General features: G+C 38.9%; 24 protein-coding genes and 1 pseudogene. 4 read left to right on the top strand and 21 right to left on the bottom strand.

Annotated elements, in window-relative coordinates:
- Window positions 1–174: 174 nt before the first annotated feature.
- The 7 genes from Q9306_RS22170 to Q9306_RS22200 all read right to left on the bottom strand — a co-directional run bounded on the left by Q9306_RS22170 (window position 175) and on the right by Q9306_RS22200 (window position 7,901).
- Window positions 175–1,788 carry an APC family permease gene (locus Q9306_RS22170; protein ID WP_306202418.1) on the bottom strand — a complete coding sequence of 538 codons (1,614 nt, stop codon included), beginning with the start codon at window positions 1,786–1,788 and terminating at the stop codon, window positions 175–177.
- A gap of 31 nt (window positions 1,789–1,819) precedes the next feature.
- Window positions 1,820–2,059: a hypothetical protein gene (locus Q9306_RS22175; RefSeq protein ID WP_306202420.1), complete on the bottom strand. Its 240-nt coding sequence runs from the start codon at window positions 2,057–2,059 to the stop codon at window positions 1,820–1,822.
- Window positions 2,041–3,525, bottom strand: a complete 1,485-nt coding sequence (locus tag Q9306_RS22180; RefSeq protein ID WP_306202421.1) for an aldehyde dehydrogenase family protein — start codon at window positions 3,523–3,525, stop codon at window positions 2,041–2,043. The genes Q9306_RS22175 and Q9306_RS22180 overlap by 19 nt, the downstream gene beginning before the upstream one ends.
- Before the next feature lie 270 nt (window positions 3,526–3,795).
- Window positions 3,796–4,689: a 4-hydroxy-tetrahydrodipicolinate synthase gene (gene dapA, locus Q9306_RS22185; protein ID WP_306202423.1), complete on the bottom strand. Its 894-nt coding sequence runs from the start codon at window positions 4,687–4,689 to the stop codon at window positions 3,796–3,798.
- A 52-nt stretch (window positions 4,690–4,741) separates the two neighbouring features.
- A complete protein-coding gene (locus Q9306_RS22190) occupies window positions 4,742–5,695 on the bottom strand; it encodes a proline racemase family protein (RefSeq protein ID WP_306202426.1) in 954 nt (317 codons plus the stop codon).
- Window positions 5,692–6,729 (bottom strand): proline racemase family protein, encoded by a 1,038-nt coding sequence (locus Q9306_RS22195; protein ID WP_306202428.1) that lies wholly within the window; start codon window positions 6,727–6,729, stop codon window positions 5,692–5,694. The genes Q9306_RS22190 and Q9306_RS22195 overlap by 4 nt, the downstream gene beginning before the upstream one ends.
- Window positions 6,726–7,901 carry an NAD(P)/FAD-dependent oxidoreductase gene (locus Q9306_RS22200; protein WP_306202430.1) on the bottom strand — a complete coding sequence of 392 codons (1,176 nt, stop codon included), beginning with the start codon at window positions 7,899–7,901 and terminating at the stop codon, window positions 6,726–6,728. The genes Q9306_RS22195 and Q9306_RS22200 overlap by 4 nt, the downstream gene beginning before the upstream one ends.
- A gap of 402 nt (window positions 7,902–8,303) precedes the next feature.
- Here Q9306_RS22200 and Q9306_RS22205 point away from each other — a divergent pair, with 402 nt between their 5' ends.
- The 4 genes from Q9306_RS22205 to Q9306_RS22220 all read left to right on the top strand — a co-directional run bounded on the left by Q9306_RS22205 (window position 8,304) and on the right by Q9306_RS22220 (window position 11,883).
- A complete protein-coding gene (locus Q9306_RS22205; protein ID WP_306202465.1) occupies window positions 8,304–9,977 on the top strand; it encodes a sigma-54 interaction domain-containing protein in 1,674 nt (557 codons plus the stop codon).
- Between the two features lie 72 nt (window positions 9,978–10,049).
- Window positions 10,050–10,322 carry a (2Fe-2S)-binding protein gene (locus tag Q9306_RS22210; RefSeq protein WP_306202434.1) on the top strand — a complete coding sequence of 91 codons (273 nt, stop codon included), beginning with the start codon at window positions 10,050–10,052 and terminating at the stop codon, window positions 10,320–10,322.
- Window positions 10,319–10,651: a (2Fe-2S)-binding protein gene (locus tag Q9306_RS22215; protein ID WP_306202436.1), complete on the top strand. Its 333-nt coding sequence runs from the start codon at window positions 10,319–10,321 to the stop codon at window positions 10,649–10,651. The genes Q9306_RS22210 and Q9306_RS22215 overlap by 4 nt, the downstream gene beginning before the upstream one ends.
- Complete coding sequence (locus tag Q9306_RS22220) at window positions 10,648–11,883, top strand: NAD(P)/FAD-dependent oxidoreductase (RefSeq protein WP_306202438.1); 1,236 nt, start codon at window positions 10,648–10,650, stop codon at window positions 11,881–11,883. Before Q9306_RS22215 ends, Q9306_RS22220 begins: the two co-directional genes overlap by 4 nt.
- Before the next feature lie 60 nt (window positions 11,884–11,943).
- Here the strand turns inward: Q9306_RS22220 and Q9306_RS22225 are convergent, their stop codons facing one another.
- The 14 genes and pseudogenes from Q9306_RS22225 to Q9306_RS22290 all read right to left on the bottom strand — a co-directional run bounded on the left by Q9306_RS22225 (window position 11,944) and on the right by Q9306_RS22290 (window position 24,487).
- Window positions 11,944–13,065, bottom strand: a complete 1,122-nt coding sequence (locus Q9306_RS22225) for a PepSY-associated TM helix domain-containing protein (protein ID WP_306202440.1) — start codon at window positions 13,063–13,065, stop codon at window positions 11,944–11,946.
- 304 nt (window positions 13,066–13,369) lie between these two features.
- A complete protein-coding gene (locus Q9306_RS22230) occupies window positions 13,370–13,945 on the bottom strand; it encodes a histidine phosphatase family protein (protein ID WP_306202442.1) in 576 nt (191 codons plus the stop codon).
- Between the two features lie 30 nt (window positions 13,946–13,975).
- Window positions 13,976–14,155, bottom strand: coding sequence for a hypothetical protein (locus Q9306_RS22235; RefSeq protein ID WP_306202445.1), 180 nt, complete (start codon window positions 14,153–14,155; stop codon window positions 13,976–13,978).
- 17 nt (window positions 14,156–14,172) lie between these two features.
- Complete coding sequence (locus Q9306_RS22240; RefSeq protein ID WP_306202447.1) at window positions 14,173–14,433, bottom strand: hypothetical protein; 261 nt, start codon at window positions 14,431–14,433, stop codon at window positions 14,173–14,175.
- 28 nt (window positions 14,434–14,461) lie between these two features.
- Window positions 14,462–14,650 (bottom strand): hypothetical protein, encoded by a 189-nt coding sequence (locus Q9306_RS22245; protein ID WP_306202449.1) that lies wholly within the window; start codon window positions 14,648–14,650, stop codon window positions 14,462–14,464.
- 16 nt (window positions 14,651–14,666) lie between these two features.
- Window positions 14,667–15,077 (bottom strand): PH domain-containing protein, encoded by a 411-nt coding sequence (locus Q9306_RS22250; protein ID WP_306202451.1) that lies wholly within the window; start codon window positions 15,075–15,077, stop codon window positions 14,667–14,669.
- Between the two features lie 67 nt (window positions 15,078–15,144).
- Window positions 15,145–15,696: a GNAT family N-acetyltransferase gene (locus Q9306_RS22255; RefSeq protein ID WP_306202453.1), complete on the bottom strand. Its 552-nt coding sequence runs from the start codon at window positions 15,694–15,696 to the stop codon at window positions 15,145–15,147.
- Between the two features lie 74 nt (window positions 15,697–15,770).
- Window positions 15,771–16,184, bottom strand: coding sequence for a MerR family transcriptional regulator (locus Q9306_RS22260; RefSeq protein ID WP_306202455.1), 414 nt, complete (start codon window positions 16,182–16,184; stop codon window positions 15,771–15,773).
- A 152-nt stretch (window positions 16,185–16,336) separates the two neighbouring features.
- Window positions 16,337–16,920: pseudogene (locus tag Q9306_RS22265) on the bottom strand (Rpn family recombination-promoting nuclease/putative transposase); the annotation flags it as partial.
- A gap of 30 nt (window positions 16,921–16,950) precedes the next feature.
- Window positions 16,951–18,264, bottom strand: a complete 1,314-nt coding sequence (gene murC, locus Q9306_RS22270; protein ID WP_306202457.1) for a UDP-N-acetylmuramate--L-alanine ligase — start codon at window positions 18,262–18,264, stop codon at window positions 16,951–16,953.
- Window positions 18,265–18,714: 450 nt separating this feature from the next.
- Window positions 18,715–19,836: a nicotinate phosphoribosyltransferase gene (locus Q9306_RS22275; RefSeq protein WP_306202459.1), complete on the bottom strand. Its 1,122-nt coding sequence runs from the start codon at window positions 19,834–19,836 to the stop codon at window positions 18,715–18,717.
- A gap of 61 nt (window positions 19,837–19,897) precedes the next feature.
- Window positions 19,898–23,137: a DNA translocase FtsK gene (locus Q9306_RS22280; protein ID WP_306202460.1), complete on the bottom strand. Its 3,240-nt coding sequence runs from the start codon at window positions 23,135–23,137 to the stop codon at window positions 19,898–19,900.
- 150 nt (window positions 23,138–23,287) lie between these two features.
- Entirely contained in the window at window positions 23,288–24,118 is an 831-nt protein-coding gene (locus Q9306_RS22285; RefSeq protein ID WP_306202462.1) for an N-acetylmuramoyl-L-alanine amidase family protein, read from the bottom strand.
- A gap of 9 nt (window positions 24,119–24,127) precedes the next feature.
- On the bottom strand, window positions 24,128–24,487 hold the full coding sequence (locus Q9306_RS22290; RefSeq protein WP_306202463.1) for a thiamine transporter: 360 nt from the start codon (window positions 24,485–24,487) through the stop codon (window positions 24,128–24,130).
- Window positions 24,488–24,780: the final 293 nt, after the last annotated feature.

The following is a 24,780-nucleotide window of genomic DNA, read 5'->3' on the forward strand; positions in this document are numbered from 1 at the left end:
AAAAAAGATGAGCCCTATTCAATTCAGGAATCATCTTCTTAAAACTGCCTAGGCTTTTTTTAAAATGTCCTTTACAAAGGGTACACTTTACTCCTATGCACGGCCAGATGCTCTCGCCCACCTAAAAAGAAAAAGGTTTTTAAACCATTTTTTCAATTTATGCTTATACAAATATCATTTACTAATCGGTGCATTCTCTACCTTTACATAATCCGTGCTTTCCACTTCGTCTTCGTCATCCAAGTCGACAACAGGTAAAGCAGTATGAACCGCCCAGTAATAGCTAATCAAGGAAACAATACTAACCGCTATCAAGTCTATTGAATTGGTTAAATACCCCTTTCCCTCGCCAAACATACCGAAGTATGACACAACCATTATGGCAATGTAATAAAAAACGAGCCATAATGATGATTTGATTTGCTGCGCAAAAGATACTTGTGAAGTTGGTACCCATTTTTTGCAACATAGGTAGATGACAAACATGATAACTTGTGAAGATAATAACCAAGAAAGTGTTTTCCAGCCAGACCAATAAACGATTAATGATGCAATAACAAATGAAAGTGGTCCAATGATGGACATTCCTTTTACCCAAAACGGACGATTTAGCTCAGGAGCCTGTTTTCGAAGCGCTGCCGCTGTAATCGGCGCGAGAGCATAACTTAATACAAGCGCTGCAGAAACAACATTAATTAACGCTTCCCATGAAGGAAATGGCAATGTCCAGAAAACAGAAAGGACAAATGTAAACCAGAGTGCAGGTCTTGGTATACCTGATTTGGCATCAACTTTAGAAAATACTTTAAATAATGTTCCGCTTTGAGCCCAGCCATAGACAACACGAGGAGTAGCTGACATATAAATATTCCCCGTTCCGCTCGGTGATATAATGGCATCAGAAACGATAAAGTAGACCATCCAGCCCAGTCCTAATAGAACGGAAATATCTTTAAATGGTAAACTAAATTCCTTACTAATTCCTGCCCATCCTTGGCTAAGCATTTCCGTTGGAATACTTCCAATAAAAGCAACTTGCAGGAGAACATAAACAATCAGTGAAGAGACTACAGACAAAATAAGAGCAATTGGTATCGTTCTTTGCGGATTTTTCACTTCACTTGCAACCGATACAATAGGTGTCAGTCCTAGATAAGCAAAAATAACACCACCGGCAGAGATCGCTGCCTGTACACCCGAAAATCCAAATGGCGCGAAACCAGCACTTGAAAAATTATCGCCATTTAAATACAGTAACAATACAATAATTGTTAGTGCCGGTACAAAAAATTTAAAGATAGTTATGATTAAATTCGACTTCGCAAATGTTTTTACACTCCAATAATTTAATAAAAAGAAAATGACGAGCAGTCCAAATTGCATAAGCCATCCGCTTATAGTCGGCAAAGTAGAATTTTCTTGCGTCAGACTCGGCCACCAAGCTGCTGCATATTGCCTAGCCGCTTCTACTTCAATTGCGATTAAACTTGAAAATGCAATAAGAGTAATGAATCCTAATAAATAGCCAAGTATCGGACCGTGAGAATATGCAGGATAGCGAACAATTCCTCCAGCTCGCGGAAGTGCTGCCCCAAGTTCGCAATATACAAGTCCTAATAAGAAAATAGCAATTCCACCAATGATCCATGAAATAATTCCAGCCGGACCTGCTATTCCGGCAACATGGCTAGCAGCAAACAACCAGCCCGATCCAAACATAGAACCAAAACCGATAAAGGCTAAATCTAGTAGTGATATTTCTCTTTTAAACTTTCCTTTGTTAGACATCCCCTAAACTCTCCCCTCTTGTTTTATTTTCTTAATTTTCAGTATTTTTAAAGAAGACTATTGCCTTTGTTTCATAATTTTCTAGAAGGACAATATAGATTTCCCTTAAAAGTTTAATAGAATACCTTAACTCACTTTCTCCCTTCGTTTGAAATATTGCATGTGGCAGGAAAAGGCACTGACCGCTTCTACGCAAGGCCAGATGCTCTTGCCCACCTAAAAAGAAAGGGTTTTTATGTCTGTTTTCAACCTTTATTTCAAGTTCACCCAAATGCTCTTCACTTCTGTATAGTTATCAAGTGCATAAGAGCCCATTTCGCGCCCAATACCTGATTGTTTATAACCACCGAACGGCGCTGCAGCGTCTTCTAAGTTATAATCATTAATCCATACTGTACCAGCTTTTAAGCGATTCGCTACTTGATGTGCAGTTTTAACATTTTCTGTCCATACACCTGCAGCTAGTCCAAATGGCGTGTTATTCGCTCTTTCGATCACTTCTTCCACCGTATCAAACGGAAGAACTGCAACTACTGGACCAAATATTTCTTCTTTCGCAATTGTCATATCATCTGTAACATCAGCAAAAATAGTTGGCTGAACGAAGTATCCTTTTTCAAACGCCTTCGTGCCGCCAGCTGCAATTCTTGCTCCTTCTTCTTTTCCTTTTTCGATATAACGTAACACGCGCTCTTGTTGCTTTTTCGAAACAAGCGGCCCCATTTCCGTACCTTTTTCCATCCCTGCACCAAGTTTTACATCGTTCGCACGTTTTGCTAATTCTTCCACCACTTTTTCATAATGCTTTCGATGGACGAACACGCGAGATCCTGCGCTGCAGTTTTGGCCATGATTGTACATAATACCGTTAAAAGCACCTGTAATTGCCTCTTCTATGTTTGCATCTTCTAAAATAATATTTGGTGATTTTCCTCCAAGCTCTAAAGTCACATGTTTAATTGTTTCAGCTGCTTGGCGCATAATATACTTACCAGTATCAGTCGAACCTGTAAAAGCGACTTTTTCAATATCATGATGATTCACAATTGCTGCCCCTGCTGTTTGACCAAATCCAGGAACAAAATTCACCACGCCGTCCGGGAAGCCAGCTTCTTTAAAAAGCTGTGCTGTATATAACAGAGATAACGGTGTTTGCTCAGCAGGTTTTAAGACGATTGTACATCCTGTTGCAAGTGCTGCCCCCATTTTCCACGCAGCCATTACTAACGGATAGTTCCACGGAATAATTTGGCCGACAACCCCAATTGGTTCATGGCGTGTATAGTTTAAATAGTCCTTTGAAATCGGTGTCGTTTGCCCAAGTATTTTCGTTGCCCAGCCAGCATAATAACGGTAATGCTCTACCGTTGCTGGAATATCGTCCTCTAATGCTACTTGATATGCTTTTCCATTATCAAGCGCTTCTAATTGCGCTAATTCTTCTTTATGCTCGTCAATTAAATCAGCCAACTTGTAAATTAAATGTGCTCTTTCGGCCGCGCTTAGTTCAGGCCACGCTCCTTTTTCAAAGGCTCTGCGCGCAGCCTTCACTGCTAAATCAACATCTTCTTCCCCTGCTTCACTCACGAAAGCAAGCACTTCTTCTGTTGCTGGATTATACGTTTCAAACTTTTTACCGCTTATAGCGGGTACAAATTTCCCATCGATAAAAAGTTCAATATTTCCTTCTAAAAAGGCTTTTACTCTCGGCTTTAATTCGATTTGTACAGTTAACATATTCCTCTCCCCTTTACATTTTATCCCGCTATTCGCGGGCAGTAATACTCCCACCTCAAAATTCAGCGAAAGCAAAGAAGTTAGGTAGGAAGATAAACTTCCCGTAAAAGCCCGATTGGTGAGGGCTAATAATCAGTGGGGGATGAAGAAAACCCCCACTGATTAAAGTTTCACTTTATATCCTGCTATTTGTGGTATGAGAAACCCAAAGAAAATCTGCAATTAACCATAAATGGGGGGTGACTCCCCCTTATGGATAGATTCTTCATTTCATACACGTTGTGCAGTTAAACTTGCTAAAATATCCTTAAGCTTTTGATCCTCCTCAGGTGTCAATCCTAAACGAGGATAGCGAGAAGGCCCTCCTGCCTGGCCATTTAATTCCATCGCGCGTTTCACGATTTGTACGTATTTTCCTGATCCTTCAAGGAATGTACAAAGTGGTAAAATACGATCATTAATTTCCCAAGCTTCTTTTAACTCACCGTTTTGGAAGTGATTGAACATTTGTGTAACAAGCTTTGGCACAATATTCCCTGCAACAGAAATCCAGCCTGTTGCTCCGACTAAATAAGACTCCATAACTAAATCTTCTGAACCGCAGAAAACTTCAATTTCCCCTTTACCGTGTCTAACAAGATCTCTCGCTTTGCGGATATCTCCACTTGATTCTTTGATGTGAGTCACTCTTTCACATTCTTTTCCGATTTTTAGCATTAATTCTGTACTCATATCAACACCTGATGTAAACGGATTGTTGTATAGCATAATCGGTACATTTACTGCATTTGACACCTCTTTAAAGTGGAAATAAATCTCCTCTTCTTTCGGTTTGCAATAGTAAGAATTAATGATGAGCGCACAATCTGCACCATGTGCTTCCGCCTGTTTCGTATATTCAATCGTTTCTTTCGTTGTCTCAGCTGCTGTTCCTACAATAACCGGAATGCGGCCGTTTACTTCTTTTAATACAGTTTCAACCATTTGGAACTTTTCTTCTTTTGATAAGCTTACAAACTCCCCAGTACTTCCGTTAATTACAATCCCTGCAACGCCTTGCTCGACGAAGTAGTTCACATTATTTTTCACACCGACCCAGTCAATCTCTTGCGCCTCATTCATTGGTGTAATTAATACTGGATAAGCTCCTCTAATTGTTGTCATTTTTATTTCCCCCTTAATATTTTTTACTATATAAATCCATTTTGAATTTCCGTTATTTTAGTAAAAACCCAACAGGTAACGGATCTGTCGGATCTAATACGAACATTTGCATCCCTGTAATAAAACCGCGGCTTTTTATAGTGAATTTGTATCCATCCTCTGTTTGTTTCGCCACTTGTACTGTCAAAGTACTACCGAAAATACTTTCATTTACAAATGGCGGTTCCATGTACAATCTTCCTTTAGAAAATAAACTTGTATAGCACGCCTTTGTCGATTCAAAGCCAGGAGAGCGAACGATATACTGGTCTTCACGGAACGTGATTGTTTTAATTCGCCCCTCTTTTACATGCGAATCATCCATTAAAATGATACCTCTCACTGGAAATTTCGACTCAAGAGCTTGATACATCCTTTGTCCCCATCTCTTCAATTCAGACAGTTCCTCAATCCGAATCTCTGCAGCAACATCGTCTTTTTCAAACACTGCATATAATTGATCGGCTTGTACGAGGGAGAACTGTGTATTGACATTCGAATGAGACAATGGAATGTTTGTTTCCACTACATGACACGGTTCACTTTCTATCACCACTGAAACTACTTCATCATCCTCCATCAAAGCGGTAACGGAAATCACACCTCTGAGCGTTTCGATTTTATATTCATTTGACGCTCTCGGCTGCAAATGACCACATTCCAATAAAGTTGTAATAACAGCAACAATACCGCCGTAATGAATCGGAACCGTTCCTTCATGATTTAAAAATAATACTGCGGCATCTGCTTCTTCGCTAATCGCCCTTACAACAAGACAGCCATTCAACCCAGCAAACCCGCGTGGTTCATTCAATAAAAGGTAGATTTCATCTGCAAATACATGCATAAACTGCTCATTTAACTGCTCCAAATTTTGATAATGAATAAATGGCACATCTTTAATAACACGAAACGCTTCTCCAGCTACGTGTACATCTGTCGTTGAATACGTCTTCTGAATTTTCATTTCACGTCCTCCGTTTCATGTTCCATTGGCGGAATGAGCAGAAAGCCTTCTTTCAGTGGATCTTCTTCGTGGTAGAAGAATCGGTGCATTCCCATTAACCAAGCGGACCCGGTAATTTGGGTTACAACAGCCTCAACTCCTTCCACATCCGTCGTTTCCAATACGCTGCCTCTAAATAAAGAGCCGACAATGCTTTCATGAACAAATTCTTCGCCAATTGAAATTTCTTGATTCGCATATAGGACAGCCAACTTCGCAGATGTACCCGTTCCGCACGGAGAACGGTCGATTCCCCCCGGAGGAACAATCACTGTATTTTTCACATCTGCTTTTTCATGGGTTGGTTCCGTGAAAAACTCCACATGAGTTAATCCTTTAATAAATGAATATTGCGGATGAACAATTTCAACTTGTTCATTAATGGTATTTCTAATGTTGATTGCTGTTTCAATTATGTGAGAAGCATTTTCTGGAATTAACTCCAATCCAACTGATTTCGCCTCAATGATTGCGTAGAAATTCCCTCCATACGCAATATCGGCATCTACACGCCCAATTCCCTCGACATCAACGGAAATGCTTTTTAAAAGAAACGCTGGAATATTGCAAAAAGATACTTCTTTTGCTTTTCCATTTTCTATTGCAATATCCACCTCAACGAGTCCAGCAGGCGTATCCAATTTTAAGGAAGTAACAGGCTCCTGAATGGGAATCAATCCAGACTCAACTAGAGCTGTACACACACCAATCGTGTCATGTCCACACATCGGTAAATATCCACCTGTCTCTATGTAAATCACGCCAATATCTGCTTTTGGATGGCAAGGATCCGTCAATAAAGCACCCGACATAACATCATGACCACGCGGTTCATTCATTAATAATTTACGAATCCAATCATATTCCTTTTTCATATGGAGCATTTTTTCTGACATTGTTTCCCCAACTAGTTTTGGAAGTCCGCTAATTAATGTTCTTGTCGGATTCCCGCCCGTATGTGTATCAATTGTTGTAAAGACTCTATGTGCCCTCATCTGCTCAACATCCTTTCTGTAAATCGGTTAAAGCTAAGCGGATCAACAGGAATAGACGTTTCTTTTTCGTTAATGAGTTCTTCTATTATTTTCCCTGTTACTGCTGCGAGGCTAATGCCATCCCCTTCATGGCCCGCCGCAATATAATAATTTGGAATTGTATCCACGCGTGAAACGATTGGCAAATGATCTTCTGTCCATGGACGCAATCCTGCATATGAACGAATTACCATCATATCTGCCATTTTCGGATAAAATCGGATTGCCCGGTTCGCAATGCATTTAATGACTTCATTGTTTACCGCCGTATGAAAGCCAACAAACTCTCTGCTGCTACCAATTAAAAAGTTTTGACTTTCCGTTGGTTCAAAAACAAGAGCGACTCCATATTTCTCAGTTAGTGGATCAACAATGCGCTTTCCACCAAACTTAGAAATTAAGTAGCCAAACTCCATTACTTTCCGAGATCCTACATGCTGCTGCCTCGAAGCAACGATAATATGCCCTTTTCTCGGTTCAATTGGTATTGACAGATCAAGCATCTTTCCTATTCTAGGTGCCCAGACTCCTGCCGCATTGACGACATGATCCGCAGTAAAAACTCCGTTTGTCGTTTCTACAATAAATGAACCACTTTCTTCTTTTTTCATTTGCTTTACTTCTGTATGTTTGAAAGCTTTAGCTCCCATTTTTTTTGCTTCCTCCAAAAGGGAAAAAGCTAAAAGATAAGGGTTCACTGTGGAATCAGTGGCGCATTCTAGCCCCCCTAATAAATCATCTGCAAAAAAGGGAGACTCCTGCCGAATATCCTGCCGGTCAAGCATTCGAAATGGTAAACCAGCGGCTTTTTGACGATCTACCCATTTTTGTGCCGCTTCCATCTCCTCATCTGATTCACAAACGAGGATGCTTCCCGGAGCACGATATTCAAATGAATGCTCTAATTCTCTACTTAGTTCATCCACTAAATTTTGACTAAACAACGACATCTGACTATCAAAACCTGGGTCTTTATCAATCGCCAAAATATTGCCGTCACACCTTGAAGACGTGCCACTAACAAATTCTCCTTTTTCAATTATCGTTACGTCTCTTCCGTATTTAGAAGCATAATAAGCAATCGAACAACCAATAATTCCCCCGCCAATGACTAACACGTCACAATGTTTCACATGACATTCCTCCTCTCGATGAAATGGCTTCATTACTTAAAATGCAATTCGTGTGCCAATTAACGTAAAACTTTCAAAATGGATCATTATTTCTTCCTGAGCTGATGGAAGTTTTACTTTCCTCCGATTGGACGGGCTAACCATCAGTGAGAGATGTTTCACTTTATCCCGCTTTAACGGGCAGTAAGACCCCACCTCAAGACGGAAAGAAAAGCGTGAAAGGTAAGTATGGGGTAACTGCCCGTAAAAGCCCGATTGGTTCAACTAACCATCAATGGGGGATGAAAAAACTCCCCCATTGATGGAAGTTTCACTTTATCACAAAACATTTTAAATTTTTTGTAAATAAGTGTATAATTTCCTTTACAGTGTTAATTTTTTTTTACAGTATGGGAGGGGATTATTATGTTTTCATTGCCGTCAGTAAAAGAAATAATAAAACAATATTTAATAGATACATCATTCAATAAACAGCAGATCGAACAGAAAAACGGGGAATTTTATTATCGTTCAACACCAAAAACGTCTGAGCTTCCATGCAAAGTCGTATACGAGGATGATTCATTATTCACCTTGCTTCAGGCGTTTAGTCATCATTCCACAGCTATTATTCTTGATACAAACAAACATCCAGTAGGCTGTATAACAGCTGCTCAAATCATTCATTTTCTTCATAACTCTTACAATCAATTAAAAGCCTTTTATGAAACTGTTATTCAAACAACGGATTCTTCTGTCACGGTCATTGATAATAACGAGCGTGTTTGTACATGGACAGAAGGAGCAGAAAAAATATTCTCAGTCAAACGGCAAGATATAATCGGCCGACCAATTACGGATTTCTTTGATTATAAAAATCTAGAAATCTTGCAATCTCTACATAAAGGAAGACGCATTATAGGACAGCACCATCAGCCTCAGTCTGATTTATTTGTCTTAATTAATTCTAATCCGGTTTATTTTAACGATCAGATTATCGGTGCGGTCGTTTCAGAAACAGATATTACAAATCAAGTTGTACTGAATGAAAAATTATTTAATATGTCCAATGAAGTACACCGTCTTGAACAAGAAGTAGCAAAATATAAAGATTCATCCGATCCTTTTCATTCCATTAAAGGAAAAAGTGCTGCCCTGCAAAGAACAGTAGATTTAGCCAAAAAAGTATGTTCTGTAAAATCTACTGTTCTCATATTAGGCGAAAGTGGTGTCGGAAAAGAGGTATTTGCCAAAGCGATTCATGAAGCAAGCGAGGAACCGAAAGCCCCTTTTATTTCGATTAACTGCGGTGCGATACCGGCATCTTTATTTGAAAGTGAGCTATTCGGATATGAACGGGGCGCCTTCTCTGGCGCTGACAGTAAAGGAAAAAAAGGAAAAATTGAACTCGCAAAAGGTGGGACATTGTTTCTTGATGAAATAGGTGAAATGCCTCTCGAAATGCAAGTAAAACTTCTGCGCGTGCTGCAGGAGCGGAAATATTACCGGGTTGGCGGAGAAAAGGAAATCAACATCGACTTCCGTATCATCGCTGCCACAAATCGTGATTTACAAGAATTAATGAAACAAGGACAGTTCCGCGAAGATTTATATTACCGGTTAAATGTAGTTAGTTTGCATATTCCTCCTTTAAGAGAACGGCAAGAAGATATTATTGAATTAACTCATCATTTTTTACATGATTTTTCTTCGAGTTATCAGCGGCCAATTCATGAATTCCCGCCAGAAGTTATGCATGAACTGCTTCGTTATGATTGGCCTGGTAATATTCGCGAACTGCGGAATAGCATAGAGCGGCTTATCGTATTCGCAACAGATGGTGTAATAAAACGAGAGTATTTACCCTTCCATACAAAGAATATTAGCTTTGATAGTGCAGTTCAGTCTGTAAATCATATCCTTCTAGAAAATGATTGCACCATCTTACCACTGCAAGAAGAAATGGATCAACACGAGAAAATGGTAATTGAAAAAGCATTACATATTTTAGATGGAAATAAATTAGAGTGTGCAAAACAACTTGGTATTACAAGAGCAACTTTATACAATCGCTTAAAGCGGCTTGGCTTAAATTAATCATCTTCCTCCTCTATATTGGCACATTTTTTGCATAATATTTTAATGAACAACTATGGAGGAGGAATTCAAATGGGGAACAAAGATAGCATTGTAATTTGCCGTTGTGAAGAAGTTACTTACGGACAACTTCATGAAACAGCAAATCAACATAAATGCACGGCAAGAGAATTAAAATTAAGAACAAGAGCAGGAATGGGTTTTTGTGGCGGCCGCACTTGTAGAGTTGCATTAGATAACATTATTGAAAGCGTCATTCCTAATATATCACCTAGTGAAATTCCTTTAAAATATCAGCCGCCAATTCGGCCAGTAACATTTGGAACAGTAGGTGAAAAACAATGACTAGAATTATGAATCACCCCATATTAGGGAATTTAAATGATAGAGAACGCATTTCTTTTCAATTTGATGGAATTGAATATGAAGCGTATGAAAATGAAACGATTGCCGCTGCTCTTTTAGCAAATGGAGTAAGAAAACTACGCGTTCACGAAGATACCGGAACACCTAGAGGAATTTATTGCAATATTGGCCACTGCTTAGAATGCCGTGTAACTGTCAATCAAAAGCCAAATGTAAGAGCTTGCTTAACAGTCGTCCAACAAGATATGGTCATTGAAAGCGGGAAACAGCATCCGAATATCGTAAGAAGGATGGTGGAAAAGCGATGATTGATGTAATTGTAATTGGAGCAGGTCCAGCCGGATTAGCAGGTGCTATTGCTGCGGCGGAATTTGGTCTCAAAGTGACCGTTATTGATGAATTTATAAAGCCAGGCGGCAGATTACTCGGACAACTTCATCAGGAGCCTTCTGGTGAGTGGTGGAATGGAATTGAAGAATCGAAACGCCTTTATCAAAAAGCAGAGCAATTAGCGGTCGATATTCGTTGCGGCGTATCTGTTTACAACTTAATGAAAGAACATAACCTATGGAATGTGCATACGAGTATCGGTACGCTAGAAGCACCATTTGTACTAGTAGCTACCGGAGCCGCTGAGTATCCTATCCCGCTGCCAGGCTGGACCCTTCCTGGTGTCATGTCAATCGGCGCAGCGCAAGTCATGACAAATGTTCACCGCGTCCAAGTCGGCCAAAAAGGAGTCATTATCGGAGCGAATATTTTATCATTTGCGATTTTAAATGAATTACAACTAGCTGGGATAACAGTTGATCAGATTGTCCTTCCGGAAAAAAATGCTCTTAGTAAACAAGCTGGTGACCCGGAAGCGGTCATGAAATCACTCTTACATGCATCACATCTCGCTCCATCTCCGCTGTTACGCATGGGAAGTCGTTTCATGAAAAGTGACTGGATGAGAAAAATTGGCTTAAACTTTTATCCGAAAAACGGCATGAAAGTAAATGGTACGCCCCTCCAACTTCGAAAAGCAGCACTTGAAATTATCGGTAAAGATCAAGTGGAAGGGGTACGTATCGCTGATATTGATGCAAACGGCAATATTATTCAGGGATCTGAAAAGATTTACAATGCAGACTTCGTTTGCATTGCAGGCGGCTTATATCCGCTAGCAGAGCTTGCTGCTGTTGCCGGATGCCCGTTTCAATACATTCCTGAACTTGGCGGCCACGTCCCTCACCATTCAGAGGCGATGAAAACTCCTCTCGATGGGCTATTTGTCGCTGGTAATATTACTGGCATCGAAAGCGGAAAAATCGCCATGGCCCAAGGAACAACAGCAGGAGTATCAATTGCAAAACATGCTGGAAAGGGACTTGGCACAATTGATCAGAAACTACAACAAGCAGTGCAAAATGTACGAACTGTTCGTAAACAAGCTGCGATTCAATTCAATCCTGAAATTGATAATGGCAGAAGCAAAATGTACGAACTTTGGGATCGTCTCTATTCAAATAACAAGGCTTCTAAAAAAATTGTGTAATACAATAAGAAATCCCGCCAGCCTTTGTTCTGACGGGATTTCTTATTTATGCTTCTATAGTTACGCTGCAGTTACTGAAGAATGTTTTAACTTTCGCTTATTCTTTTTCCTGTTCCACCACATATATGTACCAGTGAACATTAAGATTGATGGTGTAAGAGCAGCAATAACATATAAAATTTGGGTAAATACACCACCAAACGTTCCTGTATGTAGTGGTTTAAGCCATGTCTGATACGTCAGTCCATCATCCACCTTTGGATCTTGTTTAACCAACACTTTCCCGCTATACTGGTCAACCCAGATTTTCACATTCCCATTTCCTGGATCGTACGGACGACTCAAACGAATCTCCACAGCACCCTCTACTTTTCCTTTTTTCGCTTTCGCTGGCATCCTTACTTGCGTAATAGTCCCTTGAGGAACCGCCTTTTCAGCTTCACTTAATAAGGAATCAAGAGGGAGTTTTCCTCCTGAAAGAGGCTTAGAGATAAGTTTCTCCTTCGGTGGCACTACACTTGTTTTTGCTCCTACCCACCCGAAAATTGTCTTATCATATGTGAAAAATGCACCTGTTAATGAAATCACTAATAAAAATGGCATAGCAATAATTCCAATGACTTTATGTATATCATACTGTTTTACATATGTATTCTTACTGCGCCGTATAACAAAACCACGTGCCCATTTTTTAATTCCAGGCCACCATAAATACAATCCAGATAAACTAATAAAAAAGAAAATAAAGCCAATAATACCGACAATTTCTTTACCGTTAAAATCTTTCAGAAGTAAATGATAATGAATTTCTTTGACTTGATTAAAAAACGCTTTTTCCCCTAAATCTCCATTTATGTTACCAGTCCCTGGATCAACATATACAGATTTCGTCCCTTTTCCTTCTTTCAAATTAAACAAATAAATACCTTGAGAGCGTGGATCATCTGGCGTATACACACGCTGAATTTCTCCCTTTGGGTATGCGCTTGCTACCGTTTGCAAAGCTTTCTGATATGTAACCGATTCTCCCTTAGTTATTTTGTATAACTCTGGATAAATCATACGATTTAATTCGTTGTCAAAGACAAGCAAACTCCCAGTCAATCCAATTAGCACAATAAATATCCCCGCTATCATGCTAAGGTATAAATGAACCTTTCTAACCAAACTACGAACCTTCATAAAAGTCCCCCTTAATGAAATGAAAAATCAAATCAATATTAAAGATAATGATTCTCATTGTCAATGTTTCAGAGGGAAATATTCATAAGGAATATTTTAGCAAACGAAAAAAGCTGTTTGAAATATATTTTTGTAAATCATAATTTAATCGAGAAGGGGAATCTAAAATGCCCCCGACATCTTCAATATAAAAAGACTAAGCAGCCATCGATATTCAAGATTCGATGAATACTTAGTCTTTTCCCTATAAGTTGTATGCAGAAATATATACTTTGTTTTATTATTTCCAAATAAAATATACGCTCTAATCTAAATGTACGGTGCAATTATATAATTCTGAATCCCAGCCATTCTCTAATTTAATAAGTTTTGTTAAAGACGTATTTTTCGGGGATTCCGCCATATGTAAATGAGGCACTAATTCTTTTAGAAGGTGTCTAATAAATGCGCCATGACTAACAATTAATATATTCTTGTTTTCATGTTTAATTGCCACTTCTTCAATGACCGAAAGCCCTCTTTCTATCACACGATCAGCACTTTCAATCCCTAAATCTAGCTCTCTCCAATTTTTGCCCCATTTTAATATTCGCTCTTCTTCCGTTGTCCCTTCAATCTGTCCTCCGCCTGCTTCACGAAGTCTAGGTTCCAAATAAAGGGGGATATTCGGAAGTTTTTCTCCAATAATCTCAGCAGTTTGCTTTGCTCTTAGTAGATCACTAGCATATATGAAATCCCAATTCTCTTTACACAAACGCTCTGCTAGTTTATACGCATCTAATATTCCAGCTTGATCAAGGGAAATATCTGAACTCCCCTGTGCTCTTCCTTCTTTATTCCACGGTGTACTCCCGTGACGAATTATTCCTATTTTAGTCATTTGAAAACCTCCCGATTATGAAAAATGAACTTAGTTCGAAGTATCATTCCTCTTTCTAAGCTCATCTCGTATATCTTTTAAATACACATTTCGTTCTCTCATTCTCTTTAATACAATTAATACAGCACATACTACAAAGGCTACCGCTGCAGAGTAGAAAACAAATCCTAATATTGAAAAAATACTATATAAAGCCTTCCCAGATTCCATATCTCCGGCCCCCTATTTTAAATAAATGGAGTAACCCATACTTTATACATCATTTTATTCGCAAGCCAAACGGTATCCGTATGAACATGAAATCGTTGAACACTTGCCAAACGAAAAGCCAAAACATATGCAACTTTCTCATCCGGAGTTGTATATCCATCAAAAACTCCTGCATACATATCATTACTGATGGAACATCCCCATTCTTCTGCTTCCCAAAGCGTGTCAAAAATCATATGATCTTGACGGCAATCCGGTTCATGCCAACGAATGCCCATATAGAACCCTCCGATGAATACTGATATTTTATTGCTTAAAAGATTTCTTCCCTTTACTTTTCTCATATCGATAATGAAAATAATAGAGAAGTACAATTGCTAAAGCCCCTACTCCAATTGACATGTATAAAGGCCATCTCCATCGGACATAGCCTCTTATACAAACCATAAGCACCGTGAGCATTTCAATGCAAAATAATACTTTTATATTTTTCACTGGTTACTCCTTATATTTAATTTTCTATTCTTACATAAGGGTTTTCTTGCAAAAGCAGCTCCATGAACTTTTCTTTCTCTTTTGGCATTGTAATCATGTGTACTTCAAAATTATCACCGTACGTAATTTCTAAATTTCTCTTACTGTTCCCAACAAACCGGATCGCTCGAATGCTTGCAAGCGGAATTTTCTTCTTCGTGAGCCAACGCCCTGTTACGAGCTCACCATTAACGATTTTATGTTGAAACACAAACATTTCAGAAATAGACATACTATTGAAAGCTAGAAATAATATTCCTACTACAAGTCCTGTTAGCAACCCTTTTCCATTCAGCGTAAATGATAAAATAGGAGAGAATGCAACAAGTAGTAGCGTAATTACAGTAAGTAATATTATAATTGGATTCTTTTTCACGTGAAATTCCATTCCCATCACCTCTTATCCACATTATACCATTTATTGTTGGTAAATTCAGAAAAAAAGAAGCGCCCTTCTATACGCTTCTTTCCTTCCATTCTCTCGCTAACATGCTATACACCGCAATGTCATGAAAATGATCATATAACCACTCTCCATCACGCATCATTCCATCTAAATGAAAGCCGAGTCGTTCCGGAATGGCACGGCTCTTTACATTTTTTTCTCCGCAATGAATTTCAACTTTATTTAATTGTAATGCTTCAAAAGCATAACGAAGTACAACCTCTACACAGCGCGTCATAATACCTTTTCCGCTTGCTTCTTCTGCAAGATAGTAGCCAAGACTTGCCGCTTTCTTTCCCCAATTCACTGGATGAATACCAACCATTCCAACGAGCTTTCCTTTATAGCGTATACCTGCTTGAAAACCATTTCCATCTGCGAATTGATGTAGCCACATCGGAAAGATTTCATTATATGCTTCCGCTGTTTTCGTACGATCGACCCATGGAAGCCATTCTCGTAAATGTTCTCGATTGCTATCTACTAATTCGTACAGCTCATCTTTATGATGCTTTTCTAGCAATTGTAATTCGATTTCTTCATCGACTCTTAGTGTAAACATTTCTCGCTCTCCTTTTTTCTAATTATTCTAACATTTTTGTTAGAAATTGTTAATAAAAATTAAAGATTTACACTTTATTTTTCATCATCGTCCTCCAAGTGCTTTTCTCCTAAAAAATCATGATAAATCTCTAATTTTTGTTCTGTAAGTTGAATTACCCGTTCTAATTGTTCCTTTTGAACTTCTATCTTTTTTAAATGATTATTTAAAATGGAAATGCGTTTTTTTATTTTCGAAGGCACTCCTTCTTTTCTTTGCTTAATTTCTTCTAAAATACAACCGTCACTCGCAAACTCCGCAATTTCCTCTAATGACATTCCCGTTTGTTTTAAAGAATATAGAAATTGTAAAAACTGAACATCTCCATCTGTATACTGCCGAATACCGCTATTTCGTTTTGGTGGCGGCACTAATCCTAATTTTTCATAATAACGGAGTGTATGAATGCTCATTCCTGTTAACTCTGCAACTTTACCAATTGTATACATCATATTTCCTCCTTAATTTCCATAATTTCATCTTACAACCTAGAGTTTACTCTAGGTCAATAATAAAAAAGGTTGTTCTAAAAAATTCATTTTTAGAACAACCTTTTTTATTATTCATATGTGAGTTCAATAAGTACATGCACCTATCAAAACTATAATAACCGTTGCACCTCTTCTACGCTTAACCTATGAATTTTGAAATATCTTCTAAAAGCATTCCGTTTTTATGCATACCTCGGACTAACTCTTTTCTTTCTTCTTCTCTACCTTCTTCGCGAGCATGAGCGAGCTTAGCCTGTTCATCCAGCAATAGCTTTTCACGAGCTTCGTAGGCAAGACGGAAGGACGAATCATGACTCATATTCTCCCATTTATCAATTGCTTTTCGTAAAATAGGATCTTGGTTCATCGCAATTTCCTCCAATGTTTGTGTTAAATATTCATCTTCATGTGCGGATAGTAATAACATCCAGCGAACAAATGCAGCTTCCCAAGGGTTGATTTTCTCTTCTTTCCACTGTTTGACGAGCTTTGGAACTTCTATAAAGTGAATTTCTATATCGCTTGTCAACATCTTCGGTTTTTGGGTGTTCCACAACTGTCCGGTTATATGAAAATCTTCATATGCTGGAAATAATACAAAATCTAGTAAATTAATCGTAATGGTTTTTCGAAGAGCACGATAAGACATACCTTCTTTCATTTGAGAAGTATATAACTTTGACCAATAAAAAAGACGCGTATCTCTACACGTCTTTTCATTTCCTTACTTCTTCTCCGCTACCTGTACTTCCTTTACATAAGCAGCTTCAAATTTTTGAATATCACCAGCGCCCATAAAAATAAGTACGCCGTTTTTATGTTTCTTTAACACTTCTGTCGTCATAACTGTAACCAGCTCTGCACCATCAATGCGTTGCTGCAGGTCTTGAATTGTTAATTCTCCGCTATTTTCACGCGCAGAACCGAAAATATCACATAAATATACTTGATCCGCCTTACGTAAGCTTTCTGCAAATTCATCTAAGAATTTTTGTGTTCTAGAGAATGTATGCGGCTGAAATACTGCTACGATTTCACGTTCTGGGTGTTTTTGACGAGCCGCTTCAATTGTCACAGTAATTTCCGTTGGGTGATGTGCGTAATCGTCAATAATTACTTGTTCACCTACTACCTTTTCGTTGAAACGACGCTTTACACCGCCAAATGTTGTTAACTGCTGTTTCACAACTTCAACATCAATGTTTTCATAATGACAAAGAGCAATAACTGCCAATGCATTTAGCACGCTATGATTGCCGTAACCTGTAATATCGAACGTCCCATAATACGTATTACGAACAAAGACATCAAATCCAGTACCATCTGTTCTTTTTTGAATGTTACGTGCCTGGAAATCATTATCTTCGCCAAATCCATAGAAAATAACTGGTACTTTCGCATGAATCTTTTGAAGTTCTTCATCATCACCGCACGCAATAATACCTTTCTTCACTTGCAGCGCCATCTCTTGGAACGCACTAAATACATCATTAATGTCTGCAAAATAATCAGGGTGATCAAAATCAATATTTGTCATAATTGCGTAATCTGGATGATAAGACAAGAAATGACGGCGATATTCACACGCTTCAAATACAAAATACTTACTATCCTCTACTCCAAGTCCTGTTCCATCACCAATTAAACAAGATGTAGGGCTCGCCCCTTGCATCACGTGAGATAACAAACCTGTCGTTGATGTTTTTCCGTGAGCACCCGTTACAGCGACACTCGTATACTTACTCATAAAATCACCTAAAAAGTGATGGTAACGATAAATAGGTAAATTTAATTCTTTTGCATATTCAATTTCCTCATGCGTATCAGGAAATGCATTTCCTGCAATAATCACTTGTCCTTCTTCAACATTCTTCTTATCAAAAGGTAGGATAGAAATCCCACGCTTTTCCAACGCTGTTTGCGTAAAAAAACGTTTGTCTACATCAGAACCTTGAACAGTATGCTTCATATCATGTAAAATTTGCGCTAAAGCACTCATCCCTGTCCCTTTAATTCCTACAAAATGGTAAACTGTCATCTTAAAGAACCTCCAACATTTCGAACTATTCCAACGGTCTATCTATAAGACAGTATATGTTTTTCTTCTTATTTTGGTAATCATCTCGAATTTCTTATAATCACGTCTAAGCTTCCGTATAAGTCCATAACAAACTTATTATAGCAAAAAACAATCCGTTATACTATGATAACAGAAAAACTGATAGGGTCAATTCCCTACCAGTTTATCCATTTATTCAGCTATTTAAAACTAATTATTCCTCACTTAATATTCAGAGAGAAACAAAGAAGATTAGCAAGTGGAAGAGTCCCCACTTTATCCCGCATTAACGGGCAGTAATACTCCCACCTCAAAATTCAGCAAAGGCAAAGAAGTTAGGTGGGAGATAAACTGCCCGTAAAAGCCCGATTGGTGAGGGCTAATAATCAGTGGGGGATGAAGAAAACCCCCACTGATTAAAGTTTCACTTTATTCCGCATCTTCTCTTGCTTGTAATTGAACTCGTTCTAAACGCGGGTTTGGACGATATTTACGTCCTGCTTTCGCTTCTGGTTTTCCGTTTAATTCTACGTTATCACCTGTGAAACCAATGTTCATTTTTAATAGGCTGCTGCCGACACCATAAATATCAACTGGAACATTTTGATCTTCAAACTCACGAATTCGTTTTTCATCAAAGCCGCCGCTTACTACGATATTCACGTGCTGGAATCCTTCGTCATCTAATGCTTTACGAAGTGCAAAGATGAGGGATGGATTCACACCGCGCGGATCAAATGTACCAAGTACTTCTGGATGACGAATGAAGTATTGATCAATCATCGTACGCGATGTATCTACACGTACTCCTTTTAGTTCTGATCCGAACTCACGAGCAACACGAAGTGCATCTGTAATGACATCGTTATTGTAATCGATTAGTACGACTAGTTCATCTTCTGGAAACTTTTTATGATATGCTTTTGCCGCTTCTACAACATCACCATTAAACATTTGAATTAAAGCGTGAGGCATTGTTCCCATTCCGCTTTTGCCCCACCATTCATTCATCGCGTGCGTTGCTTGCGCGCTCATACCGCCAATATAAGCAGCATAGCCATCACCGGCTTGTTGTGTATAATGATCATCACGGTCACCCATGAAAATAACAGGCTTCTCTTTTTGACCGCTGCGCGCAGCTTGGACAACATTATACACATTTGTTGCCACAGAAGTGCGTCGTCCTAAAATGCCATCAATAACACCTTCTAAATAGCCAAAATACTCATATGGTCCGCGAATCGTTAATACCGTTTCAAACGGACTTACTTTATCCCCATCTTTTAAAGTATGAATTTCAAGCTCTTCAGGATGCTCCGCAAATGTTTGTAATAAAGCAAGCACTTCATCTGTTCCGCATAATACAGCATGTTCTTTTTGGAAAAATTGCATTGTCACAACGCTTTCCGCTCGAAATTCTTTAATAATATCACGAGTTTTTAAGAAATAAACCGCTGAAAACCATCCTTCACCAACGCGCTCATCAAACTTGAACGTCTTATTTGTCAGTCGCTTTATTTCACCTTGTAATTTTAGTTCGATTTCTTTCATGTCGCTATACTCCCTACTTTACTATCCAACGTTTTCTCTTAGTATACAGCAAAACCTTTTCTTATACATGTATATCCTGCATCGCAGCAAATTCATCTTCTGTAATAAGGACATCTCTTGGTTTTGTTCCGCGTGCTTCCGAAATAATCCCTTGTGCTTCCATTTCTTCAATAAGACGAGCGGCACGGTTATAACCAATACGGAATCTTCTCTGTACAGAAGACGTGGACGCTCCCCCTTGTTCTACAACAAATTGACATGCCTCAAAGAACAGCTCATCCTCGGATTCTTGTTGTTCTGTTTTTGCCAATAAGTCTTCTTGCTGGAATAAATAATTTGGCTTCATTTGACGCTTCGCATGCGCAACAGACTTTTCAATTTCCTCATCCGAAACGTATACTCCTTGCACTCGAACTGGTTTTGATGTTCCATTCTCTAAAAATAACATATCACCGCGCCCAAGTAATTTCTCAGCTCCGCCAATATCAATGATTGTACGAGAGTCTACTTGCGATGACACTGTAAATGCAATTCGCGTTGGAATATTTGATTTAATTAATCCTGTAATTACATCTACAGATGGACGCTGCGTTGCAACTAATAAATGAATTCCACAAGCTCTTGCTTTTTGAGCAATGCGGCAAATTGCTTCCTCTACATCACCTGGTGCAACCATCATTAAATCAGCTAACTCATCAATCACAATGACGATATACGGCAACGTTTCACCTGGAATTTCTCGCTCACTCATAATTGTATTATAACGTGGTAAATCACGCGCACCCGCATGCGCAAACAATTCATAACGGCGTTCCATTTCATCTACTGCCCATTTTAAAGCTGCCGTTGCTGCTTTTACATCCGTAATAACCGGTGCAACAAGGTGCGGTACAGAATTATAAGGCGCAAGTTCCACCATCTTCGGATCAATTAACATTAGCTTTACTTCATGCGGCTTCGCTTTATATAAAATACTTGTTAAAATCGCATTAATACATACGCTTTTTCCTGATCCTGTCGATCCGGCAATTAAACCATGCGGCATTTTTCGAATATCCGTAACAATCGGTGTTCCTGAAATATCAAGACCAAGTGCGACTGTAAGAGGTGATTCACTTTTCGTAAACACTGGGCTTCGTAAAATTTCTCGAAGGAATACGGCTTTACTTTCTTTATTTGGCACTTCAATTCCAACCGCATTTTTCCCCGGAATTGGCGCTTCAATTCGAATATCACGAGCCGCTAAGTTCAGTTTAATATCATCACTTAAGTTCGTAATTTTGTTTACTTTCACACCAGGCTCTGGCTGCACTTCAAAACGAGTAACAGCTGGTCCTTGCGTCACATTCACAACCTTTGCTCCAATATGAAAATTATGGAATGTCGTATTTAACAGCTCTTTTTGTTCCTCTAACCACTCAGCGTCATTTGTCGCGGAGTGACTTGGAATATTTAAAAGTGTTAATGGCGGAAACTCGTATGTTGGCGGCGCTTGTAAAACATTACGAACGTCTTGCACTGTTTCTACAACAACTCGGTGCGTCATTTCTTCTTGCACTGGCTGCTTTTCTACCGGCTGCTCAATATGTTGTTTTGGCTCAGGCCCTGTATGAGCAGGTTGCGTCGCCATTGCTACACGACGTTTTTCTTCTAACATCTGTTTATCTTGCTTCAACATCACTACATTAAACGGAACGAAACGTTTCTTCTCACGTTTTGGCTCTTCAATCACCTTTTCTTTTTGCTCCGCTTTCACTTCCGGCTGTTTCGTAGCTTGCGTTTCTTCTTCCATTAGTACATTTGCAAAACTTTGTACAGCTTGCTGTGTTTGCTCATCAGCTTGAACAAATTCTTCCGTTTGTTCTTGTGTGAAACTTTCTGCTTCTGATACTTCATCAAATTCTGCGGCAACCAACTCTTCTATGTCTAATGACTCATCCTCTGCTTCAGGTATTTCCTCTTGAATAACAGACTCTTCAACGATTGAAGGCTCTTCTTGCATATCGGAGTCTTCCATTGTTGAAGATGTTTCTACCACTAGTTCAAAGTCTTTACCTTCTACAGGTAATTCTTCTCTCTCAGCAAATTCCTCTGTCTCTAGATGTTCTTTGGCAGTAGCAAATTCTGCTTCTTCTTCGATTGCTTCACCTTCTAGCAATTCTTCTGTAGTAGGTTCTTCTGCTCCCAATGTCGCTTCGTTCATAGCTGGTTCTTCTGTTGTTTCAGCCATTATTTCTTCTTCTACTGACTCTTCCATCTCCGCAGGTTCCTCTGCTTCCAATGTCGCTTCGTTCATAGCTGGTTCTTCTGTTGCTTCAGCCAGCATTTCTTCTTCTACTGACTCTTCCATCTCCGCAGGTTCTTCTGCTTCCAATGTCGCTTCGTTCATAACTGGTTCTTCTGTTGCTTCAGCCAGCATTTCTTCTTCTACTGACTCTTCCATCTCCGCAGGTTCTTCTGCTTCCAATGTCGCTTCGTTCATAACTGGTTCTTCTGTTGCTTCGGCCAGCACTTCTTCTACTGACTCTTCCATCTCCGCAAATTCCTCTGCTTCCAATGTTACTTCTTCCATAACTGGTTCTTCTGTTATTTCAGCCAGCACTTCTTCTACTGACTCTTCTATCTCCGCAGGTTCTTCTGCTTCCAATGTCGCTTCGTTCATAACTGGTTCTTCTGTTGCTTCAGCCAGCACTTCTTCTGCTGACTCTTCCATTTCCGCAGGTTCAACTTCTGTTAATCCATCTTGCGGTACATCCGAACTTATATAGCCATTTTTCTCTAACCACGCATCAACAACTGATTTTCCTTCCATTGATATTTCAATATCTTCTCGTTGTTGTTGCTTACTTTCCTCATTTTCTTTTTGTCTTGCTTCTGGACGATTGTATCCAAAAATGGGTGAAACCATTTCTGTTGGGCGGAACGGTCTTCGATTACTTTCAACTTTAGAAGTAGGTCTTACCTTCTCAGTACTTGGTTCTATATATGTTTCTTGCACTTCTTCTACTCGTCTTGATCGGCGCCGTTCTCTAATCGGACTTTCTTGTATAGCGGGCTTTTCTCGATGAGATGATTCCTGCGTGCTCTCGTCAAATCTACTATCAGGAATTAACGGGAAACGAAAATTACCACCCGAATATGGTTTGGACGCTTGCAGCTCATCTTCTCGTTTATGAGAGTAGTAGTTTACACGAGGAATCTGAGAAGTAACCTTTTTCTCTGCAGGTGTTTCTATTTCTCTTAATGCTGTCGCTTCATTTTCTTCCTCTTTTTTAAAAAGCTTTTTCATCCAATCTAACATGCTTACCACTCTTTCTACTAAATAGTAACACCCTTTATTGTATCAGCATTCAGCAAAAAGTGCAGATGAAATTGCTTTCATTTCATTTACAGAAAAATAAAAAATATTATTAAATAAAAACGGCTCCATCTAAGATGGAGCTAAAAAAAATCACCCTTTACTAACTCGATAACTCTCAACACTATCCGCCACACTTTGCAGTAAAGAACGTAAATAATTCACGTCTGATAGTTTTCTGTCTTCTTCTGGATTTGACATAAACCCTAGTTCTAATAAAACCCCCGGTACCTCAGCCCAGTTAAACCCAGACAAATCATCACGAAATTTAATCCCGTTTACTTGTACGTTACCGTTTTCCTTTACTTTATTCACAATGAACTCAGAAGCATTTAAACTCTCTTGATAAATGTTTTTTGTAAAAGTATTTTCTTTTGACGGCGTTAACACGGCAAAACCCTTTTCTGCTGCACTTTCCGAACCATCTGCATGAATTCGTAAAAACAAATTCGCATGGTGCTCATTTGCAATTGCCGCTCGTTCTTTATTACTCATATTCACATCATGTGTCGTTCTTGTCATGACCACTTCAATGCTTTTTGCTTCTAACATCTCTTTTAATAGAACAGCTGCTTCTAAATTTAGTTCATACTCTCGCTTTTTCGTTACAACTCCTGTTGTTCCATCTGTTACTTTATATTTTTGTTTCGTTGCCCCTGGGCCAATTGGCTCTAATTCCAAATTCGCTTTTCGTTGGTGACCTGGATCAATACATACAATAAATTTTGGTTTTTCCCTGGCAGGAGCAGGTACTGGCTCTTCTTTCACTTGCTCTGCTTTCGGTTCATTGTTTTGTATAGGACTTTCAACATGAGGAGGTTTCTTTTCCTCTTGCTTAGGTGGTGTTTTGGCAGTTTCCTTTGCGCATCCGATCATACAAAGTGCCACTATCATCATTACAGAAACATTTTTTATGTACTTCATATTATCTCCCTATCTATGAAAAGAATTTCTTATGTGCTCCATGATTTCATCTATATGATTCGCAATACAAATAGGGTCCCAAGTACTCATCCCCCGCTCTGCAGTATACACATGTAAATTCTGTATATCTACAAAAATAGGATTACCAATGTCCGTATCATATCCAATCGCGAACCAGCTTTCTTGCCAATTCCCTTCTTTTTCTCCTATTAATGAATTTCCTTTCTTATCATACCGATAACCAATTTGTCCACCTTCAAATTCTTGTTTATGAAATAGGTAAATTTCTAACGATTGCAATTCAATGTCATGAATACGAGAAGTTTGAATGAGTTGAAACAGTTCGTAAACTTTTGGATGTTGCATCATGTGATATACCTCTTTTCATATTTTTCTAGATTTTACCTAATATGATTTAGAAATACAATTCTTTTCCGGGAGAAAACAAAATGTTTGTGTATCGTAGTTGTGATCGGAGTGTCAACCTTTGTCGAAGAGTCTTTATTCCATGTCGAAGCGCTGATATATTCCGAAAAGTGGTCGATATATTTGAAAAAGCGCTGATATATTGATGATGTATAAAAGTATGTGTAAGCATTTTTCTGGACAAAAAAAATAAGACAAAGTACTCTCAGGTTTGTCCAGAACCTATAAATGAGAGG

Source organism: Bacillus multifaciens (assembly GCF_030756675.1).
In the GTDB taxonomy this organism is placed as follows: Bacteria; Bacillota; Bacilli; order Bacillales; family Bacillaceae_G; genus Bacillus_A; species Bacillus_A multifaciens.

Excerpts from the sequence above, each read along its gene's own strand:
- murC (WP_306202457.1), bottom strand. The coding sequence starts at position 18,264 with ATGACAGTTTACCATTTTGTAGGAATTAAAGGGACAGGGATGAGTGCT.
- Q9306_RS22240 (WP_306202447.1), bottom strand. The coding sequence starts at position 14,433 with ATGGGCATTCGTTGGCATGAACCGGATTGCCGTCAAGATCATATGATT.
- Q9306_RS22195 (WP_306202428.1), bottom strand. The coding sequence starts at position 6,729 with ATGAGGGCACATAGAGTCTTTACAACAATTGATACACATACGGGCGGG.
- Q9306_RS22260 (WP_306202455.1), bottom strand. The coding sequence starts at position 16,184 with ATGTATACAATTGGTAAAGTTGCAGAGTTAACAGGAATGAGCATTCAT.
- Q9306_RS22250 (WP_306202451.1), bottom strand. The coding sequence starts at position 15,077 with ATGGAATTTCACGTGAAAAAGAATCCAATTATAATATTACTTACTGTA.
- Q9306_RS22190 (WP_306202426.1), bottom strand. The coding sequence starts at position 5,695 with ATGAAAATTCAGAAGACGTATTCAACGACAGATGTACACGTAGCTGGA.
- Q9306_RS22285 (WP_306202462.1), bottom strand. The coding sequence starts at position 24,118 with ATGAAGTACATAAAAAATGTTTCTGTAATGATGATAGTGGCACTTTGT.
- Q9306_RS22255 (WP_306202453.1), bottom strand. The coding sequence starts at position 15,696 with ATGTTTACACTAAGAGTCGATGAAGAAATCGAATTACAATTGCTAGAA.
- Q9306_RS22225 (WP_306202440.1), bottom strand. The coding sequence starts at position 13,065 with ATGAAGGTTCGTAGTTTGGTTAGAAAGGTTCATTTATACCTTAGCATG.
- Q9306_RS22215 (WP_306202436.1), top strand. The coding sequence starts at position 10,319 with ATGACTAGAATTATGAATCACCCCATATTAGGGAATTTAAATGATAGA.
- Q9306_RS22280 (WP_306202460.1), bottom strand. The coding sequence starts at position 23,137 with ATGTTAGATTGGATGAAAAAGCTTTTTAAAAAAGAGGAAGAAAATGAA.
- Q9306_RS22220 (WP_306202438.1), top strand. The coding sequence starts at position 10,648 with ATGATTGATGTAATTGTAATTGGAGCAGGTCCAGCCGGATTAGCAGGT.
- Q9306_RS22275 (WP_306202459.1), bottom strand. The coding sequence starts at position 19,836 with ATGAAAGAAATCGAACTAAAATTACAAGGTGAAATAAAGCGACTGACA.
- Q9306_RS22290 (WP_306202463.1), bottom strand. The coding sequence starts at position 24,487 with ATGATGCAACATCCAAAAGTTTACGAACTGTTTCAACTCATTCAAACT.
- Q9306_RS22230 (WP_306202442.1), bottom strand. The coding sequence starts at position 13,945 with ATGACTAAAATAGGAATAATTCGTCACGGGAGTACACCGTGGAATAAA.
- dapA (WP_306202423.1), bottom strand. The coding sequence starts at position 4,689 with ATGACAACAATTAGAGGAGCTTATCCAGTATTAATTACACCAATGAAT.
- Q9306_RS22180 (WP_306202421.1), bottom strand. The coding sequence starts at position 3,525 with ATGTTAACTGTACAAATCGAATTAAAGCCGAGAGTAAAAGCCTTTTTA.
- Q9306_RS22210 (WP_306202434.1), top strand. The coding sequence starts at position 10,050 with ATGGGGAACAAAGATAGCATTGTAATTTGCCGTTGTGAAGAAGTTACT.
- Q9306_RS22170 (WP_306202418.1), bottom strand. The coding sequence starts at position 1,788 with ATGTCTAACAAAGGAAAGTTTAAAAGAGAAATATCACTACTAGATTTA.
- Q9306_RS22235 (WP_306202445.1), bottom strand. The coding sequence starts at position 14,155 with ATGGAATCTGGGAAGGCTTTATATAGTATTTTTTCAATATTAGGATTT.